We start from the raw sequence: 19,803 nt of genomic DNA, 5'->3' as shown, positions 1-19,803 counted from the left end.
ATGCGATTCCGTGATCCGATTGTGATCCGGTTCTCTTCGGCGCGCGCGTCGGAACGAGATCGACCTCCTGGGCGTCCTGCTCCGTACAGGTCCGGAAAGGCTCTGCGCGGCACGAGGCGTCCGCTCGGGTTCCGTCTGCGTGTCAAGGTTTATGCCGATTTGAACACTTTCCGCAAAGCCTTGGTTCCGCAGAGTGAATAAGGGACCCAATAGCAGATCTCGGCTTGACTCGCCCGGAGCAGCACACTTGTAATTTCACTCGTGTCGTTCAGCCGAAATCGGTAACGGCCGCATCACGGGGACGCGAGTAGACAGACGAGGGGCGCACATGACCGAGACGGTGCAGCAACTGCTGGTCGACGACGCGGACGAGGAACTCGGCTGGCAGGAGCGCGCGCTGTGCGCCCAGACCGACCCCGAGTCCTTCTTCCCCGAGAAGGGCGGCTCCACCCGAGAGGCCAAGAAGGTCTGCCTCGCCTGCGAGGTCCGCTCCGAGTGCCTGGAGTACGCCCTCGCCAACGACGAGCGCTTCGGCATCTGGGGCGGCCTGTCCGAGCGTGAGCGGCGCCGGCTGAAGAAGGCCGCGGTCTGACGGCCCCGGCCTCCGCAGGCCGCCCGGTCCCGCGGGACGAGCGCCGGTACCTGCATCCGTTCACGAGCGGCCCGTCGCAGGTGGGTTATCCACAGGCGGCGGGCCGCCGTCATGCCCAGCCGATAGTGTGGGCGCTCGTCCGAGACGCCTCGCCGCCCTCTCGGGGCACAGGCGTCCACCGCAGTCCACCGAACCGGGGCCCGTACCTCGATGTCCGTGCACAGCCACACGGCAGCCCAGCAAGACACCGCTGCCACACCTGAGTTCCCGCGTCATGTGGTGACCGCGGTCCTCGTCTCCCACGACGGCGCCCGCTGGCTGCCCGACGCGCTTACCGGGCTGCTCGGCCAGGAGCGCCCCGTGCAGTTCGCCGTGGGCGCCGACACCGGCAGCGCGGACGACTCCGCGCAGCTGGTCACCGACGCCCTCGGCGCCGACCGGGTGCTGCACCTGGCCCGGCGCACCGGCTTCGGCCAGGCCGTCGCGGAGGCGGACCGCACCGCCCCCGTGCTCACCCCGGAAGAGCTGCCGTACCTGAAGCGGCCGAGCGGCTGGGACCCCGTCACGCGCACCTGGCGCGACGACGCCTACGACCTGCCCGAGCTCCCGCACGGAGAGCCGGTGCAGTGGCTGTGGCTGCTGCACGACGACTGCGCCCCCGACCCCGACGCCCTGGCGCAGCTGCTGCGGGTGGTGGACAACGAGTACGAACTGGGCCGGGACGACGTCGCCGTCGTGGGCCCCAAGCTCCGCGGCTGGTACGACCGACGGCAGCTGCTGGAGGTCGGCGTCAGCATCGCCCACTCCGGCCGCCGCTGGACCGGCCTGGACCGCCGCGAACAGGACCAGGGGCAGCACGACCACGTCCGGTCCGTGCTGTCCGTCTCCACCGCGGGCATGCTGATCCGCCGCGACGTGTTCGAACAGCTCGGCGGGTTCGACCGCCGGCTGCCCCTGATGCGTGACGACGTCGACCTGTGCTGGCGCGCCCACGCGGCCGGCTACCGGGTCCTGATCGCCCCGGAAGCCGTCGTCCGGCACGCCGAGGCCGCCTCGCGCGAGCGCCGCGCAGTGGACTGCGCCGGCCGCACCACCGCCTCCCCGCACAAGGTCGACAAGGCCGGCGCCGCCTACACCCTGCTCGTCAACACGCGCACCGCCGCGCTGCCCTGGGTGCTGCTGCGACTCGTCGTCGGCACCCTGCTGCGGACCGTCGCCTACCTGGTCGGCAAGGTCCCGGGACAGGCCGTCGACGAGATCCGCGGTCTGCTGGGCACCCTGCTGCGGCCCGAGCGGATCCTCGCCGGGCGCCGCAAGCGCGGCCGTCCGGCCGTCGACAAGGCCGAGATGCGGCCGCTGTTCCCGCCGCCGGGCGCGACGATCCGCGCCACCGTCGAGCAGGCCGCGGGCGACCTCTTCGGCGGCTCCGACCCCGAGGCCACCTCCGGTGCCGGACGGCACGGCGGCGGGCTCGAGTCCGGGCCCGGCGGTGACGACGCCGACTTCCTGGAGGTCGAGCAGTTCGCCCGTCTCAAGCGGGTCGCCCGCAAGCCCGGCCCGGTGCTCTTCCTGGTGCTGCTGCTCGTCTCCCTGGCCGCCTGCCGCGCCCTCCTCGGCGGCGGCGCGCTCGCAGGCGGCGCCCTGCTGCCCGCCCCGTCCGACTCGGGCGAGCTGTGGTCGCGCTACCTGGACGCCTGGCACCCGGTGGGCGCCGGCGGTACCCCGTCCGCGCCGCCGTACCTCGCCCTCGTCGCGATGCTCGGGTCCGTGCTGTTCGGCTCCACCGGCCTCGCGGTCACCCTCCTGCTGGTCGGCTCGGTCCCGCTGGCCGGCTTCACCGCCTACTTCGCCTCCCGCCCGCTCGTCGAGTCGCGCCTGCTGCGCGCGTGGGCCGCCGTCGTCTACGCCTTCCTGCCCGCCGCCACCGGGGCCCTCGCCGGCGGCCGCCTCGGCACCGCCGTCCTCGCCGTCCTGCTGCCGCTCCTCGCGCGCGCGGGCACCGCGGCCGCCGGCCTCGCCCACACCTCCGACGCCCGCGGCAGCTGGCGCGCCACCTGGGCGTACGCCCTGCTGCTGACCGTCACCACCGCGTTCACGCCGATCATCTGGCCCGTCGCGCTGATCCTCGGTGCCGGCCTGCTGGCCGTGCGCCGCGCCGAGATCACCGCTTACGGCCTGCGCTTCCTGGCCCAGCTCGGCACCCCCCTGCTCGTCCTCGCGCCCTGGTCGCTGACCCTGCTCCCGGCCGGCTTCTTCCAGGAGGCCGGCCTGGAGTACGGCACCTCGGCGGCCTCCGCCCTCGACCTGCTCGGTATGAGCCCCGGCGGCCCCGGCACGGTCAGCGGGCTGATGCTCATCGGAGTCGTGCTGGCCGCGCTCGCCGCCCTGCTGCGCTCCGAGCGGCAGTTCGGCATCCGGACGGCCTGGGCCGCCGCCCTCGTCGGCCTCGTCTTCGCGGTCCTGTCCAACGCCTCCGCCTGGGCCGGTCCCGCCACCCTCGTCTACGGCCTCGCCCTCCTGGCCGCCGCCGTCCTCGGCGCCGACGGGGCACGCGCGCGGGTGGCCGAGCAGAGCTTCGGCTGGCGCCAGCCGGTCGCCGCGCTGATCGCCTTCGCCTCGGCCGCGGGCCCGCTGCTGGTCGCCGCGGGCTGGATGATCGGCGGCGCCGACGGGCCGTTGGAGCGGCGCGACCCCGTGCAGGTGCCCGCGTTCGTCGCCGAGGAGAGCGGCACCCGCGACCAGGCCCGCACCCTCGTCCTCGACAGCGACTCCGCCGCCCACGTCGGCTACGTGCTGGTCCGCGGCTCCGGCGCCCGCCTCGGCGACGCCGAGATCGCCGCCGCCGACGGCGAGAACGCCAGACTCGACAAGGTGGTCGCCAACCTCGTCGCCGGCTCCGGCGCCGACCAGGCCGACCAGCTCGGCGAGTTCGCCGTGCGCTACGTCCTCGTGCACAAGGGCGCGCCCCGCGAGGTCACCCGCGTCCTGGACGCCACGCCGGGCCTGTCCCGGCTCAGCCAGCAGGACGGCAGCGCCCTGTGGCGGGTCGACCAGCAGGTCGCGCGCGCCACCGTCGTCCCCGAGTCCGGCACCCCGCAGCCGGTCGCCGCCGGCCCGGTCGACCTCCACACCACGATCCCGGCCGGCACCGACGGCCGTGTCCTGCGCCTCGCCGACACCGCCGCCGAGGGCTGGACGGCCACCCTGGACGGCAAGCCGCTCACCCGCATCACGGTCGACGGCTGGGCCCAGGGTTTCCGGCTCCCCGCCTCCGGCGGCCGGCTGGACGTCACCTTCGAGGCCCCCGTCGCCCACACCGCCTGGCTGTGGGCCCAGGGCGCGCTCGCCGTCGTCCTCGTCGTGCTGGCCCTGCCGGGCCGCCGCCGTCACGTCGACGACGACCTCCCCGAGGAGCCCGCCGTCCCCGCCCAGGCCGTCGCCGGCGAGGGCCGCCGGGCCCGCCGTCTGCGCGCCCAGGCGGAGGCCGAGGAGGGCGGCCGGTCCGACGGGTTCCCGCCTCCCTCTGCCGAGGAGGCCCCCGCCCCCGTCCCGGCCGCCGTCCCGCAGCAGCAGTCCTACGGCGAGTGGGACAACACCCCGCAGCCCGCGGACACCGGATACGACGCCGGCTACGGCGGCCAGCAGTACCAGGGCGCCCAGCAGCAGTACCCGCAGGGCGGTTACGACCAGCAGCCGTACCAGGCGGACCCGTACCAGGGCGGCCAGTACGACCCGTACGCGTACGGCGGCCGGCCCCAGCAGGCGCCGTACGACCAGGGCTACGGCCAGCAGTACCAGCAGCAGGGTTACGACCAGGGGTACGACCCGGCGTACGACCCGGAGCAGCAGCAGCCGCACCCGCACGGCAACGGCAGTGAGCAGCGCCCCGACGGGAGTCAGCAGTGAACCGCACCACCCTGTCCCTGTTCGCCGGCACCGCCGCGCTCGCCGCCGTCACCGGATTCGCCGTGCTCACCACGCCGGAGGCCACCGGCACCGGCACCGCGAAGGCGGCCACGGAACTGCCCGTGGAGCGCACCAGCCTGCTGTGCCCGGCCCCCAGCCTCTCCGACCTCGCGGAGACGTCGTACACGTCCTTCACGCCCGTCACCAAGGGCACCGCGAGCGACGGCACCGCCGAACTCCAGCCCGCCGCCGAGCAGTCGGACGGCGAGGGTGACGGGAAGAAGAAGGCCGACGAGCCGGTCCTCACACCGAAGGAGCCCGGCACCCCGGTCACGGGGGACGTCTCCGGCGCGGACACGCCCGCGCTGCTCGGCACCGCCGAGGGCAAGTTCGCGCCCGGCTGGACCCTGCAGCAGACCACCGAGGTCGCCGCGGGCACGGGCCGCGGCCTCCAGGGCGTCAACTGCGCCGCCCCGGACACGGAGTTCTGGTTCCCGGGCGCCAGCACGGCCGCCGACCGCACCGACTACGTGCACCTGACCAACCCGGACGACTCCGCGGCGGTCGTCGACATCGAGCTCTACGGCAAGGACGGCGCTCTGCGGACCACGGTGGGGGAGGGCATCACGGTCCAGCCGCACTCCAGCGAGCCGGTCCTGCTGTCCACGCTCACGGACGAGAAGCAGGAGAACCTCACCGTCCACGTGAACGTCCGCAGCGGGCGCGTGTCCGCCGCCGTGCAGGCCCTGGACGACCGGCTCGGCGGCGACTGGCTGGCCGCGTCCGCGGAACCCGCGGGCACCCTCGTCCTGCCCGGCATCCCGAAGGACGCCACCGCCGTGCGCCTGGTCGCCTTCACGCCCGGTGACTCCGACGCCGACCTGAAGGTGAGCCTCGCCTCCCCGTCCGGGTCGATCACCCCCGCCGGGAACGAGACGCTGCACGTGAAGGCGGGCATGACGACCGCCGTCGACCTCGGTGACGTCACCCGCGGCGAGGCCGGCTCCCTGGTCCTGACCCCGACCGACCAGTCCGTGCCGGTGGTCGCCGCCCTGCGGGTCGTCCGCGGCAAGGGCGACGACCAGGAGACGGCGTTCATCCCGGCCACCGCCCCGGTCGGCACGCGCGCGACGTCCGCCGACAACAGCTCCAAGGGCACCACCCTCTCCCTGACCGCCACCGGCCGCGCCGCCCAGGTCAAGGTCACCGCCTCGGCGGGCAGCGACGGCGGCACGCCCGCGTCGAAGACGTTCACGATCAAGGCGGGCACCACCCAGGACGTCGAGGCCCCGGTCCCGAGCGGCCTGAAGGGCACCTACGCGCTGACGGTCGAGCCGGTCTCCGGCGGCCGGGTCTACGCGGCCCGCACCCTGGCGGTCACCGAGGACGGCGTCCCGGGCTTCACGATCCAGACCCTTCCCGACGACCGGGGAACGGTGGCGGTACCGGAGGCGGACGAGGACCTGTCGGTGCTGCAGGAGTAGGCCGTCCCTCCCGGGACGGACGGAACGGGCGCAACGGCCCGGGACCGGCATGACGGCCCGGGACCGGCGCGACGGTCCGGGACGGACGGGTCAGTCCTCGCCGTACCGGGGGTCCACCGTCTCGGGAGTCAGCCCCAACAGCTCCGCGACCTGCTCCACGACGATCTCGTGCACCAGCGCGGCCCGCTCGTCGCGCCCCTTCGTGCGGATCTCCACCGGCCGCCGGAAGACGATCACCCGGGCCCGCCGCCCCTCCCGCGCGGGAATCGTGCCGCCCAGGGGCACCGCCTCGTCGTTCCACGCCTGCCCGGGCCCGTCGAGCCGAGGTACCTCCAGCACCAGGAAATCGATGTCGGCGAGCTGCGGCCACCGCCGCTCCAGCCGGTCCACCGAGTCCTGCACCAGATCCGCGAACGCCTCCGCGCGGCTCGCGGCGAGCGGTACCTGCGGAGGCGCGATCGGGCCCCGCATGCCCCGCCCGTGGCGATCACGGCGGCGGGGCCCGGGGCCGGCGGCACGGGGCGTTACGGGGTTGTCCATCACTGCTGAAGCGTAGTCCCCGCCAGGCTCGCGTGCCCGATGCCCGCGCGGCGTCGCGGACGGCACCCGCACCCCCGCACGCATGACGCCAGTTGACCGTTCCGGCCAAGGTCCGGCTCGATTCCGTATCCCTCCGGGACCGCCGATCTCAAGGCAATTGACGGGGTTTGTGGCGAGTGGTGACCGGATCCCGGAGCGTTCGCCCCCTCGAAAACCGGTGTCGGCGCAGGTCAGTGATGTGTGTCCGAAGGGGCGTGTGGGGCGTTTCACAGCACGACACGGTGGAGTGACCTGGGGGAGAGTCGTCGCGGCCCGCTCAAGAGTGCGGTACCGTCCAACGTCGTGAGCCCTGTACGTCGCTGTTCGCGCACCGCTTGCGGCCGTCCCGCCGTCGCGACGCTGACGTACGTCTACGCCGACTCGACCGCGGTCCTCGGCCCGCTCGCCACCTACGCCGAACCCCACTGCTACGACCTGTGCGCCGAGCACTCCGAGCGCCTCACTGCCCCGCGCGGCTGGGAGGTCGTCCGCCTCCTCGACGGCTCGGCCCCGGCCCGGCCCAGCGGCGACGACCTGGAAGCGCTTGCCAACGCGGTGCGCGAGGCCGCCCGGCCCCAGGAACGCGCGGCCAGCGGCGGGGGCATGGGGCGCGGGGCTGACCCGATGGAGGTCGCGCGCCGCGGCCATCTGCGGGTACTGCGCTCGCCGGACAACTGAGGACGACACGCCCCTCCATCCCCGTGGATGTCACCGGATCACGCACGCCCATTGACGGGCGCTTGTCGCGGACACGACCATTCCGTCAGCCGAAACGAGAAATCGCTTTCCGCTTGACGGAATCGGGGAGGCGCCCGTGTACGTCCAGGAACTGGAACCCGTAGCCGGCTCACTCGGCCTGTCCGCCCTGGTGGCCGCCCTGCCCCTGGTGACCGTCCTCGTCCTGCTCGGCGGCGTCCGGATGAAGGCGCACCTGGCGGGCCTCACCGGTCTCCTCGCGGCCGTCCTGGTCGCCTGGCTCGCGTACGGCATGCCGCTGGACCAGACGGTCTCCAGCGCGGCCCAGGGAGCCGCGTTCGGCCTCTTCCCCATCCTGTGGATCGTCGTCAACGCCCTGTGGGTGTACCGGATGACGGTCCGCACCCGGCACTTCGACATCCTGCGCCGCTCCTTCGGGCGGCTCTCCGACGACCCGCGCATCCAGGCCCTCGTGGTCGCCTTCTGCTTCGGCGCCCTCCTGGAGGCCCTCGCCGGCTTCGGCGCACCGGTCGCGATCTGCTCGGTCATGCTCGTGGCACTGGGCTTCGAGCCGGTGCGCGCCGCGGTCGTCGCGCTGGTCGCCAACACCGCGCCGGTCGCCTTCGGCGCGATGGGCACCCCCGTCGTCACCCTCGCCCAGGTCACCGGCCTGCCTCTGGACACCGTGGCCTCCGTGGTGGGCCGTCAGACGCCCCTGCTGGCCCTCCTCGTGCCCCTGGTGCTGGTCTGGCTGGTGGACGGCCGCAGAGGCCTGCGCGACACCTGGGTGCCTGCCCTGGCGTGCGGAATCGCCTTCGCCATAGCCCAGTTCGCCGCCTCGAACTACGTCTCCGCGCAACTCGCCGACATCGCCGCCGCCTTGGCCGGCGCGGGCGCCCTGGTCGCCGTACCGCACGCGCGCAGACCCGCCACCGAGACCGTCCGCACGGCCGTGCTGACCGGCGCACGCAGCGAGGACCTGGACGAGAGCGACCCGCGCCGGGAAGTCGTGCGCGCCTACGCCCCGTACGCGCTGATCGTCGTGATCTTCTCCGTCGCGCAGATCCCGGTGGTCAAGGACTGGCTGGCCGAGGCGACGCAGACGTACGACTGGCCCTTCCTGAACGTCGTCGACCCCGGCGGGAATCCGGTCGGCGGAAACCTCTTCAGCTGGCCGATCGTGGGCACCGGCGGCACGCTCGTGCTGCTCGCGGGAGTGTGCACGGCGGTCGTCCTCGGCGTGCACGCGCGCGTGGCGGTCAAGGAGTGGGCGGCCACGGTGTACGAGCTGAGGTTCGCGATCCTCACCGTGACGTCCGTCCTGGCCCTCGCCTACGTCATGAACCTCTCCGGGCAGGCCGCCACCATCGGCCACTTCGTGGCGGCGGCCGGCGCGGGACTCGCCTTCCTGTCCCCGGTGCTGGGCTGGTTCGGCGTGGCCGTCTCCGGCTCGGACACCTCGGCCAACGCGCTCTTCGGCGCCCTTCAGGTGACCGCCGCCCGCGAGTCGGGGCTGTCCCCGGAGCTGTTGGCCGCGGCCAACAGCTCGGGCGGCGTCCTCGGCAAGATGATCTCCCCGCAGAACCTCACCATCGCCTGCGCGGCGGTCGGCCTCGCGGGCCGTGAGGGGGACCTGCTGCGCAAGGTGCTGCCCTGGAGCCTCGGACTGTTGCTGGTGATGTGCCTGATCGTGGTCGGGCAGAGTTCACCGGTGCTGGGCTGGATGCTGCCCTGATGCCGACTGCCCTGTTGCCTGCTGACGTGCTGCCTGCTGACCTGAGGTCACGGCTGGGAGTCCACCCGGCTTCCGCACCCCGCGCTGTCCGTGGGTGCGGGTAGTTTGTGGTGACCACAGGACTTTCAGAAGGGTTGGCCGTGGCTGTTGATCTCTCACAGCTCGTAAAGGCGTACGACGTGCGCGGCGTCGTGCCCGACCAGTGGGACGAGTCGCTGGCCGAGCTCTTCGGGGCCGCCTTCGTCCAGGTGACCGGCGCGAGCGCGATCGTGACCGGGCACGACATGCGGCCGTCGTCCCCGGGCCTGTCGCGCGCCTTCGCGCGCGGAGCGGCGGCACGCGGAGTGGACGTCACCGAGATCGGCCTGTGCTCGACCGACCAGCTGTACTACGCCTCCGGCGCGCTGGACCTGCCCGGTGCGATGTTCACGGCCTCGCACAACCCCGCCCAGTACAACGGCATCAAGATGTGCCGCGCCGGCGCCGCCCCGGTCGGCCAGGACACGGGCCTCACCCAGGTCCGCGAACTGGTCGAGGGGTGGAGCGAGTCGGGTGCCCCGGCACCGGCCGGGACCCCGGGGACGATCACGCGGCGGGACACGTTGAAGGATTACGCGGCCCACCTCCGCTCCCTCGTCGACCTGACCTCCATCCGCCCCCTGAAGGTCGTCGTCGACGCGGGCAACGGCATGGGCGGCCACACCGTCCCGACGGTCTTCGCGGACCTGCCGCTGGACGTCGTCCCGATGTACTTCGAGCTGGACGGCACGTTCCCCAACCACGAGGCCAACCCCCTGGATCCGGCCAACCTCGTCGACCTGCAGAAGCGCGTCCGCGAGGAGGGCGCCGACCTCGGCATCGCCTTCGACGGCGACGCCGACCGCTGCTTCGTCGTCGACCAGCAGGGCGACCCGGTCTCCCCGTCCGCCGTCACCGCCCTGGTGGCATCCCGCGAACTCGCCCGGAACGGGGGCAAGGGCACGGTCATCCACAACCTGATCACCTCCTGGTCGGTGCCGGAGGTCGTCAAGGAGGAGGGCGGTACGCCGGTACGCACGCGCGTGGGCCACTCCTTCATCAAGGCCGAGATGGCGAGAACCGGCGCGATCTTCGGCGGCGAGCACTCCGCGCACTACTACTTCAAGGACTTCTGGAACGCCGACACGGGCATGCTGGCCGCCCTCCACGTCCTCGCCGCCCTCGGCGGCCAGGACGGCCCGCTCTCGGCCCTGGTCGCCCAGTACGACCGCTACGCCGGCTCCGGCGAGATCAACTCCACGGTCGCCGACCAGACGGACCGCCTCCTGGCCGTCCGCTCCGCGTACGCGGGCCGAGAGGGCATCGAGCTGGACGAACTCGACGGCCTGACGGTGTCCTCGGCGAACTGGTGGTTCAACGTCCGCCCCTCCAACACGGAGCCCCTGCTCCGCCTGAACGCGGAGGCCAGGGACGAAGCGACGATGACCAAGGTGCGGGACGAAGTGCTGAGGATCATCCGGGGCTGAAGGCAGGCTCTCCCACCCCGTCCGGCGTCCGGCGCTCGCGGGCGCGGCCGTTCAGGCCGGAGCGGGAGTGCGGGGCGACCGCCCCCAGTGACGACGGGGCACCACCGAGTGAGACCGAGCGTGCGGAAAGGCAGGGGCGGCGGGGACGAGAACACCGACGCGGACACCCGCGCCGACCGTTCACCGGCCCCGCCCGCCCAACGCCCCGCACGCCACCCCTACCGGCGGTACCCTGACCAGGCACATCCGCACACGCACACGCACGCGTACCCGCCCCGAAGGGACACCCCATGCCGCTCGAAGCCGGCCTCCTGGAGATCCTCGCCTGCCCGGCCTGCCACGCACCCCTCAAGGAGCAGGACACCGAGCTGATCTGCACCGGCCAGGACTGCGGCCTGGCGTACCCCGTCCGCGACGGCATCCCCGTCCTCCTCGTCGACGAGGCCCGCCGCCCCGGGTGAGCGACCGGCGACCCGGAGACCCGCGCATCCGACGAACCCGGCGACCGGAGGCTGCCGTCCCATGCTCAACGAATCGCTGCTCGACACACCCGACGCGCTCTCGAAGGCCGACCACCGCGGCCTGCTGCGCGGCGCCGCCGAAGCCGGTGCCCGCGTCCGCACGGCCGTGAGGTACACCGCCGAGGCCGGTGTGCAGGATCTCAACCCGGACGGCCGTCCTCGCGCCGTCCTCATCGCGGGCCCCGGTGCCGCCGCCACCCACACCGCCGACCTCCTCGGCACGCTCGCCGGCCCCGGCAGCCCCGTGATCCGCCTGGCCCCCACCGGCGTCGCCCCCGCCGCCGGCGCCCTGCGCTGGGAACTGCCCGGCTGGACCGGCTCCGTGGACCTCCTCCTGATCGCCACGCCGGACGGCACGGAGCCCGGCCTGTCCCTGCTCGTCGAGGCGGCCTACCGCCGCGGCTGCACGGTCGCCGCCGTGGCCCCCGCCGGCACTCCGCTCGCCGAGTCCGTGGAAGGCGCCCACGGCCTCTTCGTACCGGTGGCGACCGCCCCGTACGACATCGACGAACCCCTCGCCGCGTCCGCTCCCGGAGTCCTGTGGGCGCTGCTCACCCCGCTCCTCGCGCTGCTCGACCGGGCCGGCGTGCTCACCGCCCCGCCCGACGCCCTGGGGAAGGTCGCCGACCGGCTCGACCGGATCGCCGAGCGCTGCGGCCCCGCCATCGCGACCTACAGCAACCCGGCCAAGACCCTGGCCGCCGAACTCGCCGACGCCCTCCCGGTCATCTGGACCGAGGGCACCTCCGCGGGGCCCGCCGGCCGCCGTTTCGCCGCCGCCCTCGCCGAGCTCTCCGGCACCCCGGCGGTCGTCGCCGAACTGCCCGAGGCCCTCGCCGCCCACAGCGCCCTGCTCGCGGGCCCACTGGCCGCCAGCGCCAACCCCGACGACTTCTTCCGCGACCGCGTGGAGGAGCCACCCGCCCTGCACGCGCGCGTGGTGCTGCTGCGGGACCGTCCCATCGGCGGCCTCACCGCCGCGCCCACCGCCCGTGACGTGGCCCTCAGCCACGACACGCCGATCAGCGAACTGGAGCCCGAACCCGGTGGCGAACTGGAGACCCTCGCGGAACTGATCGCCATGACGGATTTCGCCGCCGTCTACCTGGCGCTCGCCTCAGGGGCCTGAACTTGGCCCGAGCCTTCCGGCCGCGCCTTCCGACCAGCGCCCGCTGAGCAGCGTACGTACGGAGAAAAAGACACAGCATGGACCTCCTCGACAACACCGTCCGCCCCTACGCCTGGGGTTCGACCACCGCGATCCCGCGGCTGCTCGGCGTGGAGCCGACCGGCGAACCGCAGGCGGAGATGTGGATGGGCGCCCACCCGGGCGCGCCCTCCCGCACGGAACGCGGCACGCTCGTCGAGGTCATCGACGCGGACCCGGAACGGGAGTTGGGCGCGCCGGCCGTCGCCAAGTTCGGCCCGCGCCTGCCCTTCCTCCTCAAGATCCTCGCCGCCGGCGCACCCCTGTCCCTCCAGGTGCACCCCGACCTGGAGCAGGCGAAGGAGGGGTACGCGGACGAGGAACGCCGGCACATCCCCGTCGACGCCCCGTACCGCACCTACAAGGACGCCAACCACAAGCCCGAACTCATCTGCGCCCTCACCGAGTTCGACGGCCTGTGCGGCTTCCGGGACCCGGCCGGGGCGGCCGGACTCCTCGACGGCCTCGGCGTCGACGCCCTCAAGCCGTACGTCGACCTGCTGCACGCCCACCCCGAGGACGCGGCCCTGCGCGAGGTGCTCACGGCCGTCCTCACCGCCGACCCGGACGAGATGGCCCGCACGGTCGCCGCGGCCACCGCCGCCTGCACCCGCCTCGGTGGCGCCTACGCCCCCTACGCGGACATCGCCCGACACTACCCCGGCGACCCGGGTGTCATCGCGGCGATGCTCCTCAACCACGTCCGACTCCAGCCCGGCGAAGCCCTGTTCCTCGGTGCCGGCATCCCGCACGCCTACCTCAGCGGCCTCGGCGTCGAGATCATGGCCAACTCCGACAACGTCCTGCGCTGCGGCCTGACGCCCAAGCACGTCGACGTCCCCGAACTCCTGCGCATCGTCCGTTTCGAGCCGAGCGACCCCGGTGTGCTGCGCCCCGAGGCGTCCCCGGACGGCGAGGAGCTCTACGCGACCCCGATCGACGAGTTCCGGCTGTCCCGGTACGTCCTTCCCGAAGGCGCCGCCGCCCACGACCTCACCCGCGCGACCCCCCAGATCCTGCTCTGTACGGAGGGATCGGTACGGGTGGGGGAATACGAGCTGACGGCCGGGCAATCCGTGTTCGTACCGGCGCACGAGAAGGCCGAGGTGTCCGGGGCGGGCACGCTTTTCCGAGCCACCGTGATTGTCTGACCGCCCCTGTGGATACCTGACGCGCCGGGGCCGTACGGACTGCAAGAATGACCCGTCGGCAAAGGACCGGCAAAGGCCCGGATCCTTGGGCGACCGCGTACACACGAAGGCGAAGGGACAACGCGAACAGATGAGCGCGTCAGGCGGTACCAAGGCGATCGTGGCGGCACTCGCCGCCAACCTCGCGATCGCAGTAGCGAAGTTCGTGGCGTTCCTCTTCAGCGGCTCTTCGTCGATGCTGGCCGAGTCCGTGCACTCGCTCGCCGACTCCGGCAACCAGGCCCTGCTGCTCGTCGGCGGCAAGAAGGCCAAGCGCGAGGCCACCCCGCAGCACCCCTTCGGCTACGGCCGCGAGCGCTACATCTACGCCTTCCTCGTCTCCATCGTCCTCTTCTCGGTCGGCGGCATGTTCGCCATCTACGAGGGCTACGAGAAGATCAAGGACCCGCACGAGATCGAGCACTGGTACTGGCCGGTGGGCGTCCTGGTGTTCGCGATCATCGCCGAGACCTTCTCCTTCCGCACGGCCATCAAGGAGTCCAACCCCCTTCGGGGCGAGAGGTCGTGGAAGGACTTCGTCCGGCACGCCAAGGCCCCTGAGCTGCCCGTGGTCCTCCTGGAGGACCTGGGTGCGCTCGTCGGCCTGATCCTGGCCCTGGTCGGCGTGAGCGTGGCCCTGGCCACCGGCGACGGCGTCTGGGACGGCATCGGCACCCTCTGCATCGGCATCCTGCTCATCCTGATCGCGCTCATCCTGGCCGTCGAGACCAAGTCGCTGCTGCTCGGTGAGTCCGCGGGCATCGAGGAGGTCGAGAAGATCGAGGCCGCGATCGTCGACGGCGACACCGTCACCGGCGTCATCCACATGCGCACGCTCCACCTCGGCCCCGAGGAACTCCTGGTCGCCGCCAAGATCGCCGTCGAGCACCACGAAACCGCCGCCGAGATCGCCTCCGCCATCAACGCCGCCGAGGCCCGCATCCGCGACGCCGTCCCGATCGCCCGTGTGATCTACCTCGAACCCGACATCTACAGCAAGACCGAGGCCGCCAAGGGCGCCGACCGCGAGGCCACCCCTGGCGGACCGGCACCCCACCCCGCCGGTCACTGACCGCTCCTACGCAGACGGAGCCCGCCGAGCCGCTCGGCGGGCCCCTCTGCATAGGTCCCGTCCATGCAGGTTCCGTCTGCGTAAGTCGCGTCTCTGAACGTCGTCACGCGGCCGCAGTCCATGCCGGCCGCACGGGCACCCGCAGCGGATCCCGGGCATCGAGATGCCGGCCGGACCTGCGGCCACCGTCCTGTTCCCGCCCACGGCCCGCCCGTCACCGGCCCCGCCAGGGTCCGGCGCACGCCCGGTCCGCCCGCCGTGATGGCCCGATGTGTTCGGAGGCGGACTGGGGACCGTCGGGTCCACCGGTGTAGCTTGGGTGGGAGCCAGACGTCGCTGCTGATGGCGGTCGGGCGGTCCCCCTGCGGACCGGCCGAGGGAGAGAGGGCCTCCGACGGACTGCGCTGCGCACACGCGGGCATGCCTGTGTCCTCTTCGGGGCACCCCTGTGTCCGCCGCCGCGCAGACCAGCCGTACCCACCCTCGACCCAACCCGAGGAGCAGTTCGCATGACGACTGTCGACAACCGACAGGACTTCAAGGTCGCCGACCTCTCCCTGGCCGAGTTCGGCCGCAAGGAGATCACCCTCGCCGAGCACGAGATGCCCGGCCTGATGGCGATCCGCAGGGAATACTCCGAGGCGCAGCCTCTGGCCGGCGCGCGTGTCACCGGTTCCCTGCACATGACCGTCCAGACCGCGGTCCTCATCGAGACCCTGGTCGCCCTGGGCGCCGAGGTCCGCTGGGCCTCCTGCAACATCTTCTCGACCCAGGACCATGCGGCCGCCGCCATCGCCGTGGGGCCGAACGGCACGCCCGACAACCCGCAGGGCGTCCCGGTCTTCGCCTGGAAGGGCGAGACCCTGGAGGAGTACTGGTGGTGCACGGAGCAGGCGCTGACCTGGCCGAACACCCCCACCGGCGGTCCGAACATGATCCTGGACGACGGTGGTGACGCCACTATGCTCGTCCACAAGGGCGTCGAGTACGAGAAGGACGGCAAGGTCCCGGACATCGAGACCGCCGAGTCCGAGGAGCACCGCGTGTTCCTCCAGCTGCTGACCCGCACCCTGGGCGAGAACCCCCAGAAGTGGACCCAGGTCGCCTCCGAGATCCGCGGTGTGACCGAGGAGACCACGACCGGCGTCCACCGCCTGTACGAGATGCAGCGCGAGGGCGCCCTCCTGTTCCCGGCGATCAACGTCAACGACGCCGTCACCAAGTCGAAGTTCGACAACAAGTACGGCTGCCGCCACTCCCTCATCGACGGCATCAACCGCGCCACCGACGTCCTCATCGGTGGCAAGACCGCGGTCGTCTTCGGCTACGGCGACGTGGGCAAGGGCTGTGCGGAGTCCCTGCGCGGCCAGGGCGCCCGCGTCATCGTCACCGAGATCGACCCGATCTGCGCCCTCCAGGCGGCGATGGACGGCTACCAGGTCACGACCCTCGACGAGGTCGTCGACAAGGCCGACATCTTCATCACGACGACCGGCAACAAGGACATCATCATGGCCTCGGACATGGCCAAGATGAAGCACCAGGCGATCATCGGCAACATCGGCCACTTCGACAACGAGATCGACATGGCCGGCCTCGCGAAGATCCCCGGCATCGTCAAGGACGAGGTCAAGCCGCAGGTCCACACCTGGAAGTTCCCCGACGGCAAGGTGCTCATCGTCCTGTCCGAGGGCCGCCTGCTGAACCTGGGCAACGCCACCGGTCACCCGTCGTTCGTGATGTCCAACTCCTTCGCGGACCAGACCCTGGCCCAGATCGAGCTGTTCACCAAGCCCGACGAGTACCCGACCGACGTCTACGTGCTGCCCAAGCACCTCGACGAGAAGGTCGCCGCCCTCCACCTGGACGCGCTCGGTGTGAAGCTCACCAAGCTCCGCCCCGAGCAGGCCGCGTACATCGGCGTGGAGGTCGACGGCCCGTTCAAGCCGGACCACTACCGCTACTGACCGGACCGCTCCGCCGCCGGGCAGCTCAGCGAGAGTCTTCCCTCCGCTGAGCGGCTCGGCCGCTGAGCACAGACCGCACTCCGTGATGAGCGCACCGGTGCGCTGACGCGCTCACCACCAGCAGGCCCTCCGAGGCAGGCCCCCCGCACCCCCGTGCCGGGGGCCTGCCCCTTTGGCCACTCACGGCCGGACCAGCCCGTCAAGACCCAGGACCCCGATGCCCCGCGGCCGCTATTCGCTCCACGATTCGCACGATCACACCCCCCTCGCAGAAGAGCACTTCCACTGCGCCCCCGGCCCCTCCGGCTGGCGCTACGTCTCCCAGCTGACCGCCCCCTCCGGCGACCACAGCGGCTCCGTCGACCTCACCCTCGACGAACTCGGCCGCCCCATCCGTCTCGAACTCCACGCCGCGAGCTGGCAGGTCCGCGGCGCCGCCCTCGACGGCGTCACCTGGGTCCGCACAGACCCGACCGGCACACACGCCGCGGAAGGCAACGTCCGCGCCCACGCCTTCACCGGCACGTCCCCCGCATTCCTCGTCGCCACCACCCGTCTTCTGCGCCTCACCCCTTCCAGCTCGGCCACCCGCGTACGCCTCGTCGCCTTCACCGACCCGGTCCTCGCCCCGCGCACCGTGGACCAGTCCTGGGCCTTGCTGAAGATCGAAGCACACACCACTGACAACGGCCCGCTGATGGTGGAGGAATACCAGGTCACAGCCCTGGACACGGGCGAGCAGCACGTCGTGCACATCGCCGGCGACGTGGTGCTCGCGGCACCCGGCATCGAGCTGGAGGACCTCGACTCGCCGCCGTCGACTTTCGCGTGAATGAGGGGGGACCGGCTTGGTCCGGCCCCCCGGCTCGGTATGCGGAGACCTACGACGGCGGCGCGAACCCCGTGCTGGGACGGTTGTCGTCGGCGCGCTCGGTCGGCTCGTGGGGCACGACAGTCTGCGGCCCGGCGACGTGCACGGCAGGCTGTGCAGGAGTGGCCGCGGACGGACCCGACGGGGACCCGTACACACCGGGCGCACCATTCGTAGGCCAGGCAGCCGCCGGCTGTGCCCCTGCTCCCGGACCCGGCCCCGGCCCCGGACCCGCACCGGCGCTGACGCTCGTGCCCGTCGTATGCGCCGGGGCCGCAGCCGCACCAGCACCGAAGGTGCGTCGAACCTCCCGCGCCTGTCGCTCCTGCACCACCGCCGCCAGATACGCCGCCGGCGGTACGCCCTGCGGGACCGGAGCCCCTGTGCGGGCCGAGAGGTCGGTGGCCAGCCGCTCCGCCATGGCCCAGCCGACCTGCGGATCCAGCTGCTGCATCCGCGTCAGGTACTGGCGGATCGCCAGCCACAGACCGTCGGGCACCGCCGACAGGTCAAGCGCCGAGAAGCGCCCGGACAGCCATGGCGGCGGCGGAGGCACGAAACCCACGTGCGCGGCCGGCACCCGTTCCCGTACGACCAGAGTGCCCGCGAACACGTCGCCCAGCCGACGCCCACGAGCGGACACGAGTGAAGCGACGCAGGCGACGACCCCGAACGTCATCAGGATCTCGACCGTCCCGATCGCCCCCCGCACCAGCGCGTGCCGGAACCGGATCGGCCCGCCGTCGTCCCGCACCACGCGCAGCCCGCATGCCATCTTCCCGAGCGAGCGCCCATGGCTGAGCGTCTCGACCGCTATCGGCCCGCCCACCAGCACCAGGAGGAACGCCGCGATCGACAGAGCGATCTGCGCCGCCTCGTCCAAGGAAGCGGTGGAAACCATCAGGACGATGGTCACGACGATGTAGGCGGTGATGGTCACGGCCAGATCGATCAATACGGCCAGCGCCCTGCTGGGCAGCCTCGCAGGCCTCAACTCGAGCGTCACCGCCTCGCCCGTCACCAGCTCACTCATGTCCGCCGCCCTTCCCCTGACCTGCCCTGTGAACGGCCAGTCTGCCAAGCTGAGGGCGCATCGCACCGCAGTACGACAAGCTGACCTCCGCGACGAACCGCCGACGACCAGCCCGAGGAGCAGGCCAACCGATGGACCTCGACGTCTTCGTCACCGCTCACCGAGCCGAGTGGGACCGCCTCGACGCCCTGCTCCGTCGTCAGCGCCGCCTCAATGGAGCCGAGGCCGACGAACTCGTCATCCTCTACCAGCGCACCGCGACCCACCTGTCCCTGATCCAGTCCAGCGCTCCCGACCCACAGCTGACCGGTCGGCTCAGCCAGCTGGTGGCACGCGCGCGTAGCGCCGTGACCGGCACCCGACGCGCCTCGTGGCGCGACGTCACACGCTTCCTCGCGCACAGCTTCCCCGCCGCGGTCTACCGGTCCCGCCACTGGTGGGTGCCCACAGCGCTCCTGTCCACGATCGTCGCGGTGCTCCTGGGCTGGTGGATCGGCACCCACCCAGAGGTCCAGGCCACCATCGCGGCCCCGGACGAGCTGCGCGAGCTCACCCGGCCCGGCGGCGAGTACGAGACGTACTACTCCAGCCATCCCGCGGCCTCCTTCGCCGCCCAGGTATGGACGAACAACGCGCAAGCGGCCGCCATGTGCCTCGTCCTGGGCGTATTCCTCGGTCTCCCGGTGCTCTGGATCCTCTTCCAGAACATGCTCAACCTCGGCGTGGGCTTCGGGCTGATGTCGTCGGCCGGCCGCCTCGACACCTTCCTCGGCCTCATCCTCCCGCACGGCCTGCTCGAACTGACCGCGGTCTTCGTGGCCGCCGGCACAGGCCTGCGTCTGGGCTGGACCCTGATCGACCCGGGCCCGCGCTCCCGGCGCTCGGCCCTGGCGGAGGAAGGCCGGGCCGCCGTGGGGATGGCGATAGGCCTCGCGCTGGTTCTCTTCGTCTCCGGCGCCATCGAAGGCTTCGTCACCCCCTCCGGCCTGCCCACCTGGGCCCGCATCAGCATCGGCGTCGCCGCCGAGCTGGTCTTCCTCGCCTACGTCTACGTCCTGGGCGGTCGTGCCGCCCGCGCCGGCGACACCGGCGACGTCGAGGCAGCCGAGCGCAGCGCCACGGTCCCGACTGCCGCCTGATGTGCGGACGCCCCTGCCGAGCTGCTACTGTCTCCTTCGCCCCACAAGAGCCGTTGACACGGAGCGCGTGGGGAGGTAGATTCAAACAGTTGTCTGGAGCTCGGCTCGATCCGGCTCGACAGCGGTGAGTGTCTGTCGCTTCTAGAAACTTGATTTCGAAGAAGCCTCTTCCCGAAGAATCGGAAACGGATGACCGGTCAGTCCGGTCAAAAACTTCTGATAAAGTCGGAGTCGCCGGAAAGGGAAACGCGGAAGCGGGAACCTGGAAAGCACCGAGGAAATCGGATCGGAAAAGGATCTGATAGA

General features: G+C 72.2%; 15 protein-coding genes. 13 read left to right on the top strand and 2 right to left on the bottom strand.

Annotated elements, in window-relative coordinates:
- The first annotated feature begins 328 nt into the window (after positions 1–328).
- The 3 genes from ACWD0J_RS38195 to ACWD0J_RS38185 all read left to right on the top strand — a co-directional run bounded on the left by ACWD0J_RS38195 (position 329) and on the right by ACWD0J_RS38185 (position 5,982).
- Positions 329–592: a WhiB family transcriptional regulator gene (locus ACWD0J_RS38195; protein ID WP_010034659.1), complete on the top strand. Its 264-nt coding sequence runs from the start codon at positions 329–331 to the stop codon at positions 590–592.
- Positions 593–802: 210 nt separating this feature from the next.
- A complete protein-coding gene (locus tag ACWD0J_RS38190) occupies positions 803–4,498 on the top strand; it encodes a glycosyltransferase (protein WP_451500470.1) in 3,696 nt (1,231 codons plus the stop codon).
- Complete coding sequence (locus tag ACWD0J_RS38185) at positions 4,495–5,982, top strand: DUF5719 family protein (RefSeq protein ID WP_451500469.1); 1,488 nt, start codon at positions 4,495–4,497, stop codon at positions 5,980–5,982. The genes ACWD0J_RS38190 and ACWD0J_RS38185 overlap by 4 nt, the downstream gene beginning before the upstream one ends.
- 90 nt (positions 5,983–6,072) lie before the next feature.
- On the opposite strand, the gene ACWD0J_RS38180 is transcribed toward ACWD0J_RS38185, so the two are convergent.
- On the bottom strand, positions 6,073–6,522 hold the full coding sequence (locus ACWD0J_RS38180; protein WP_451500468.1) for a metallopeptidase family protein: 450 nt from the start codon (positions 6,520–6,522) through the stop codon (positions 6,073–6,075).
- Positions 6,523–6,813: 291 nt separating this feature from the next.
- Between ACWD0J_RS38180 and ACWD0J_RS38175 the strand changes: the two genes are divergently transcribed.
- The 9 genes from ACWD0J_RS38175 (at position 6,814) to ACWD0J_RS38135 (ending at position 17,286) form a co-directional block, all read left to right on the top strand.
- Positions 6,814–7,239 (top strand): DUF3499 domain-containing protein, encoded by a 426-nt coding sequence (locus ACWD0J_RS38175; RefSeq protein WP_451500472.1) that lies wholly within the window; start codon positions 6,814–6,816, stop codon positions 7,237–7,239.
- A gap of 136 nt (positions 7,240–7,375) precedes the next feature.
- On the top strand, positions 7,376–8,992 hold the full coding sequence (locus tag ACWD0J_RS38170) for an L-lactate permease (protein WP_451500467.1): 1,617 nt from the start codon (positions 7,376–7,378) through the stop codon (positions 8,990–8,992).
- A gap of 140 nt (positions 8,993–9,132) precedes the next feature.
- Positions 9,133–10,497 (top strand): phosphomannomutase/phosphoglucomutase, encoded by a 1,365-nt coding sequence (locus ACWD0J_RS38165; RefSeq protein ID WP_451500466.1) that lies wholly within the window; start codon positions 9,133–9,135, stop codon positions 10,495–10,497.
- Positions 10,498–10,787: 290 nt separating this feature from the next.
- Entirely contained in the window at positions 10,788–10,958 is a 171-nt protein-coding gene (locus ACWD0J_RS38160) for a Trm112 family protein (protein WP_123624709.1), read from the top strand.
- A 61-nt stretch (positions 10,959–11,019) separates the two neighbouring features.
- Complete coding sequence (locus tag ACWD0J_RS38155) at positions 11,020–12,147, top strand: SIS domain-containing protein (protein ID WP_451500465.1); 1,128 nt, start codon at positions 11,020–11,022, stop codon at positions 12,145–12,147.
- A gap of 77 nt (positions 12,148–12,224) precedes the next feature.
- Positions 12,225–13,376, top strand: a complete 1,152-nt coding sequence (manA, locus tag ACWD0J_RS38150; protein WP_451500464.1) for a mannose-6-phosphate isomerase, class I — start codon at positions 12,225–12,227, stop codon at positions 13,374–13,376.
- Between the two features lie 130 nt (positions 13,377–13,506).
- Positions 13,507–14,487, top strand: coding sequence for a cation diffusion facilitator family transporter (locus ACWD0J_RS38145; protein WP_451500463.1), 981 nt, complete (start codon positions 13,507–13,509; stop codon positions 14,485–14,487).
- 509 nt (positions 14,488–14,996) lie between these two features.
- Positions 14,997–16,454 (top strand): adenosylhomocysteinase, encoded by a 1,458-nt coding sequence (ahcY, locus tag ACWD0J_RS38140; RefSeq protein WP_451500462.1) that lies wholly within the window; start codon positions 14,997–14,999, stop codon positions 16,452–16,454.
- Positions 16,455–16,671: 217 nt separating this feature from the next.
- Complete coding sequence (locus ACWD0J_RS38135) at positions 16,672–17,286, top strand: hypothetical protein (RefSeq protein WP_451500461.1); 615 nt, start codon at positions 16,672–16,674, stop codon at positions 17,284–17,286.
- Positions 17,287–17,335: 49 nt separating this feature from the next.
- Here ACWD0J_RS38135 and ACWD0J_RS38130 read toward each other — a convergent pair whose 3' ends face one another.
- Positions 17,336–18,358 (bottom strand): RDD family protein, encoded by a 1,023-nt coding sequence (locus ACWD0J_RS38130; protein WP_451500471.1) that lies wholly within the window; start codon positions 18,356–18,358, stop codon positions 17,336–17,338.
- Positions 18,359–18,489: 131 nt separating this feature from the next.
- On the opposite strand from ACWD0J_RS38130, the gene ACWD0J_RS38125 reads away from it, so the two are divergent.
- The gene (locus ACWD0J_RS38125; RefSeq protein ID WP_451500460.1) at positions 18,490–19,497 is read left to right on the top strand and encodes a stage II sporulation protein M; all 1,008 of its coding nucleotides are present in this window, start codon (positions 18,490–18,492) and stop codon (positions 19,495–19,497) included.
- Positions 19,498–19,803 lie beyond the last annotated feature (306 nt).

It is taken from the genome of Streptomyces sp. NPDC003011 (genome assembly GCF_053591515.1).
Note: the sequence above shows the minus strand (reverse complement) of the source record. Positions and strands in the feature narration are given on the sequence as shown.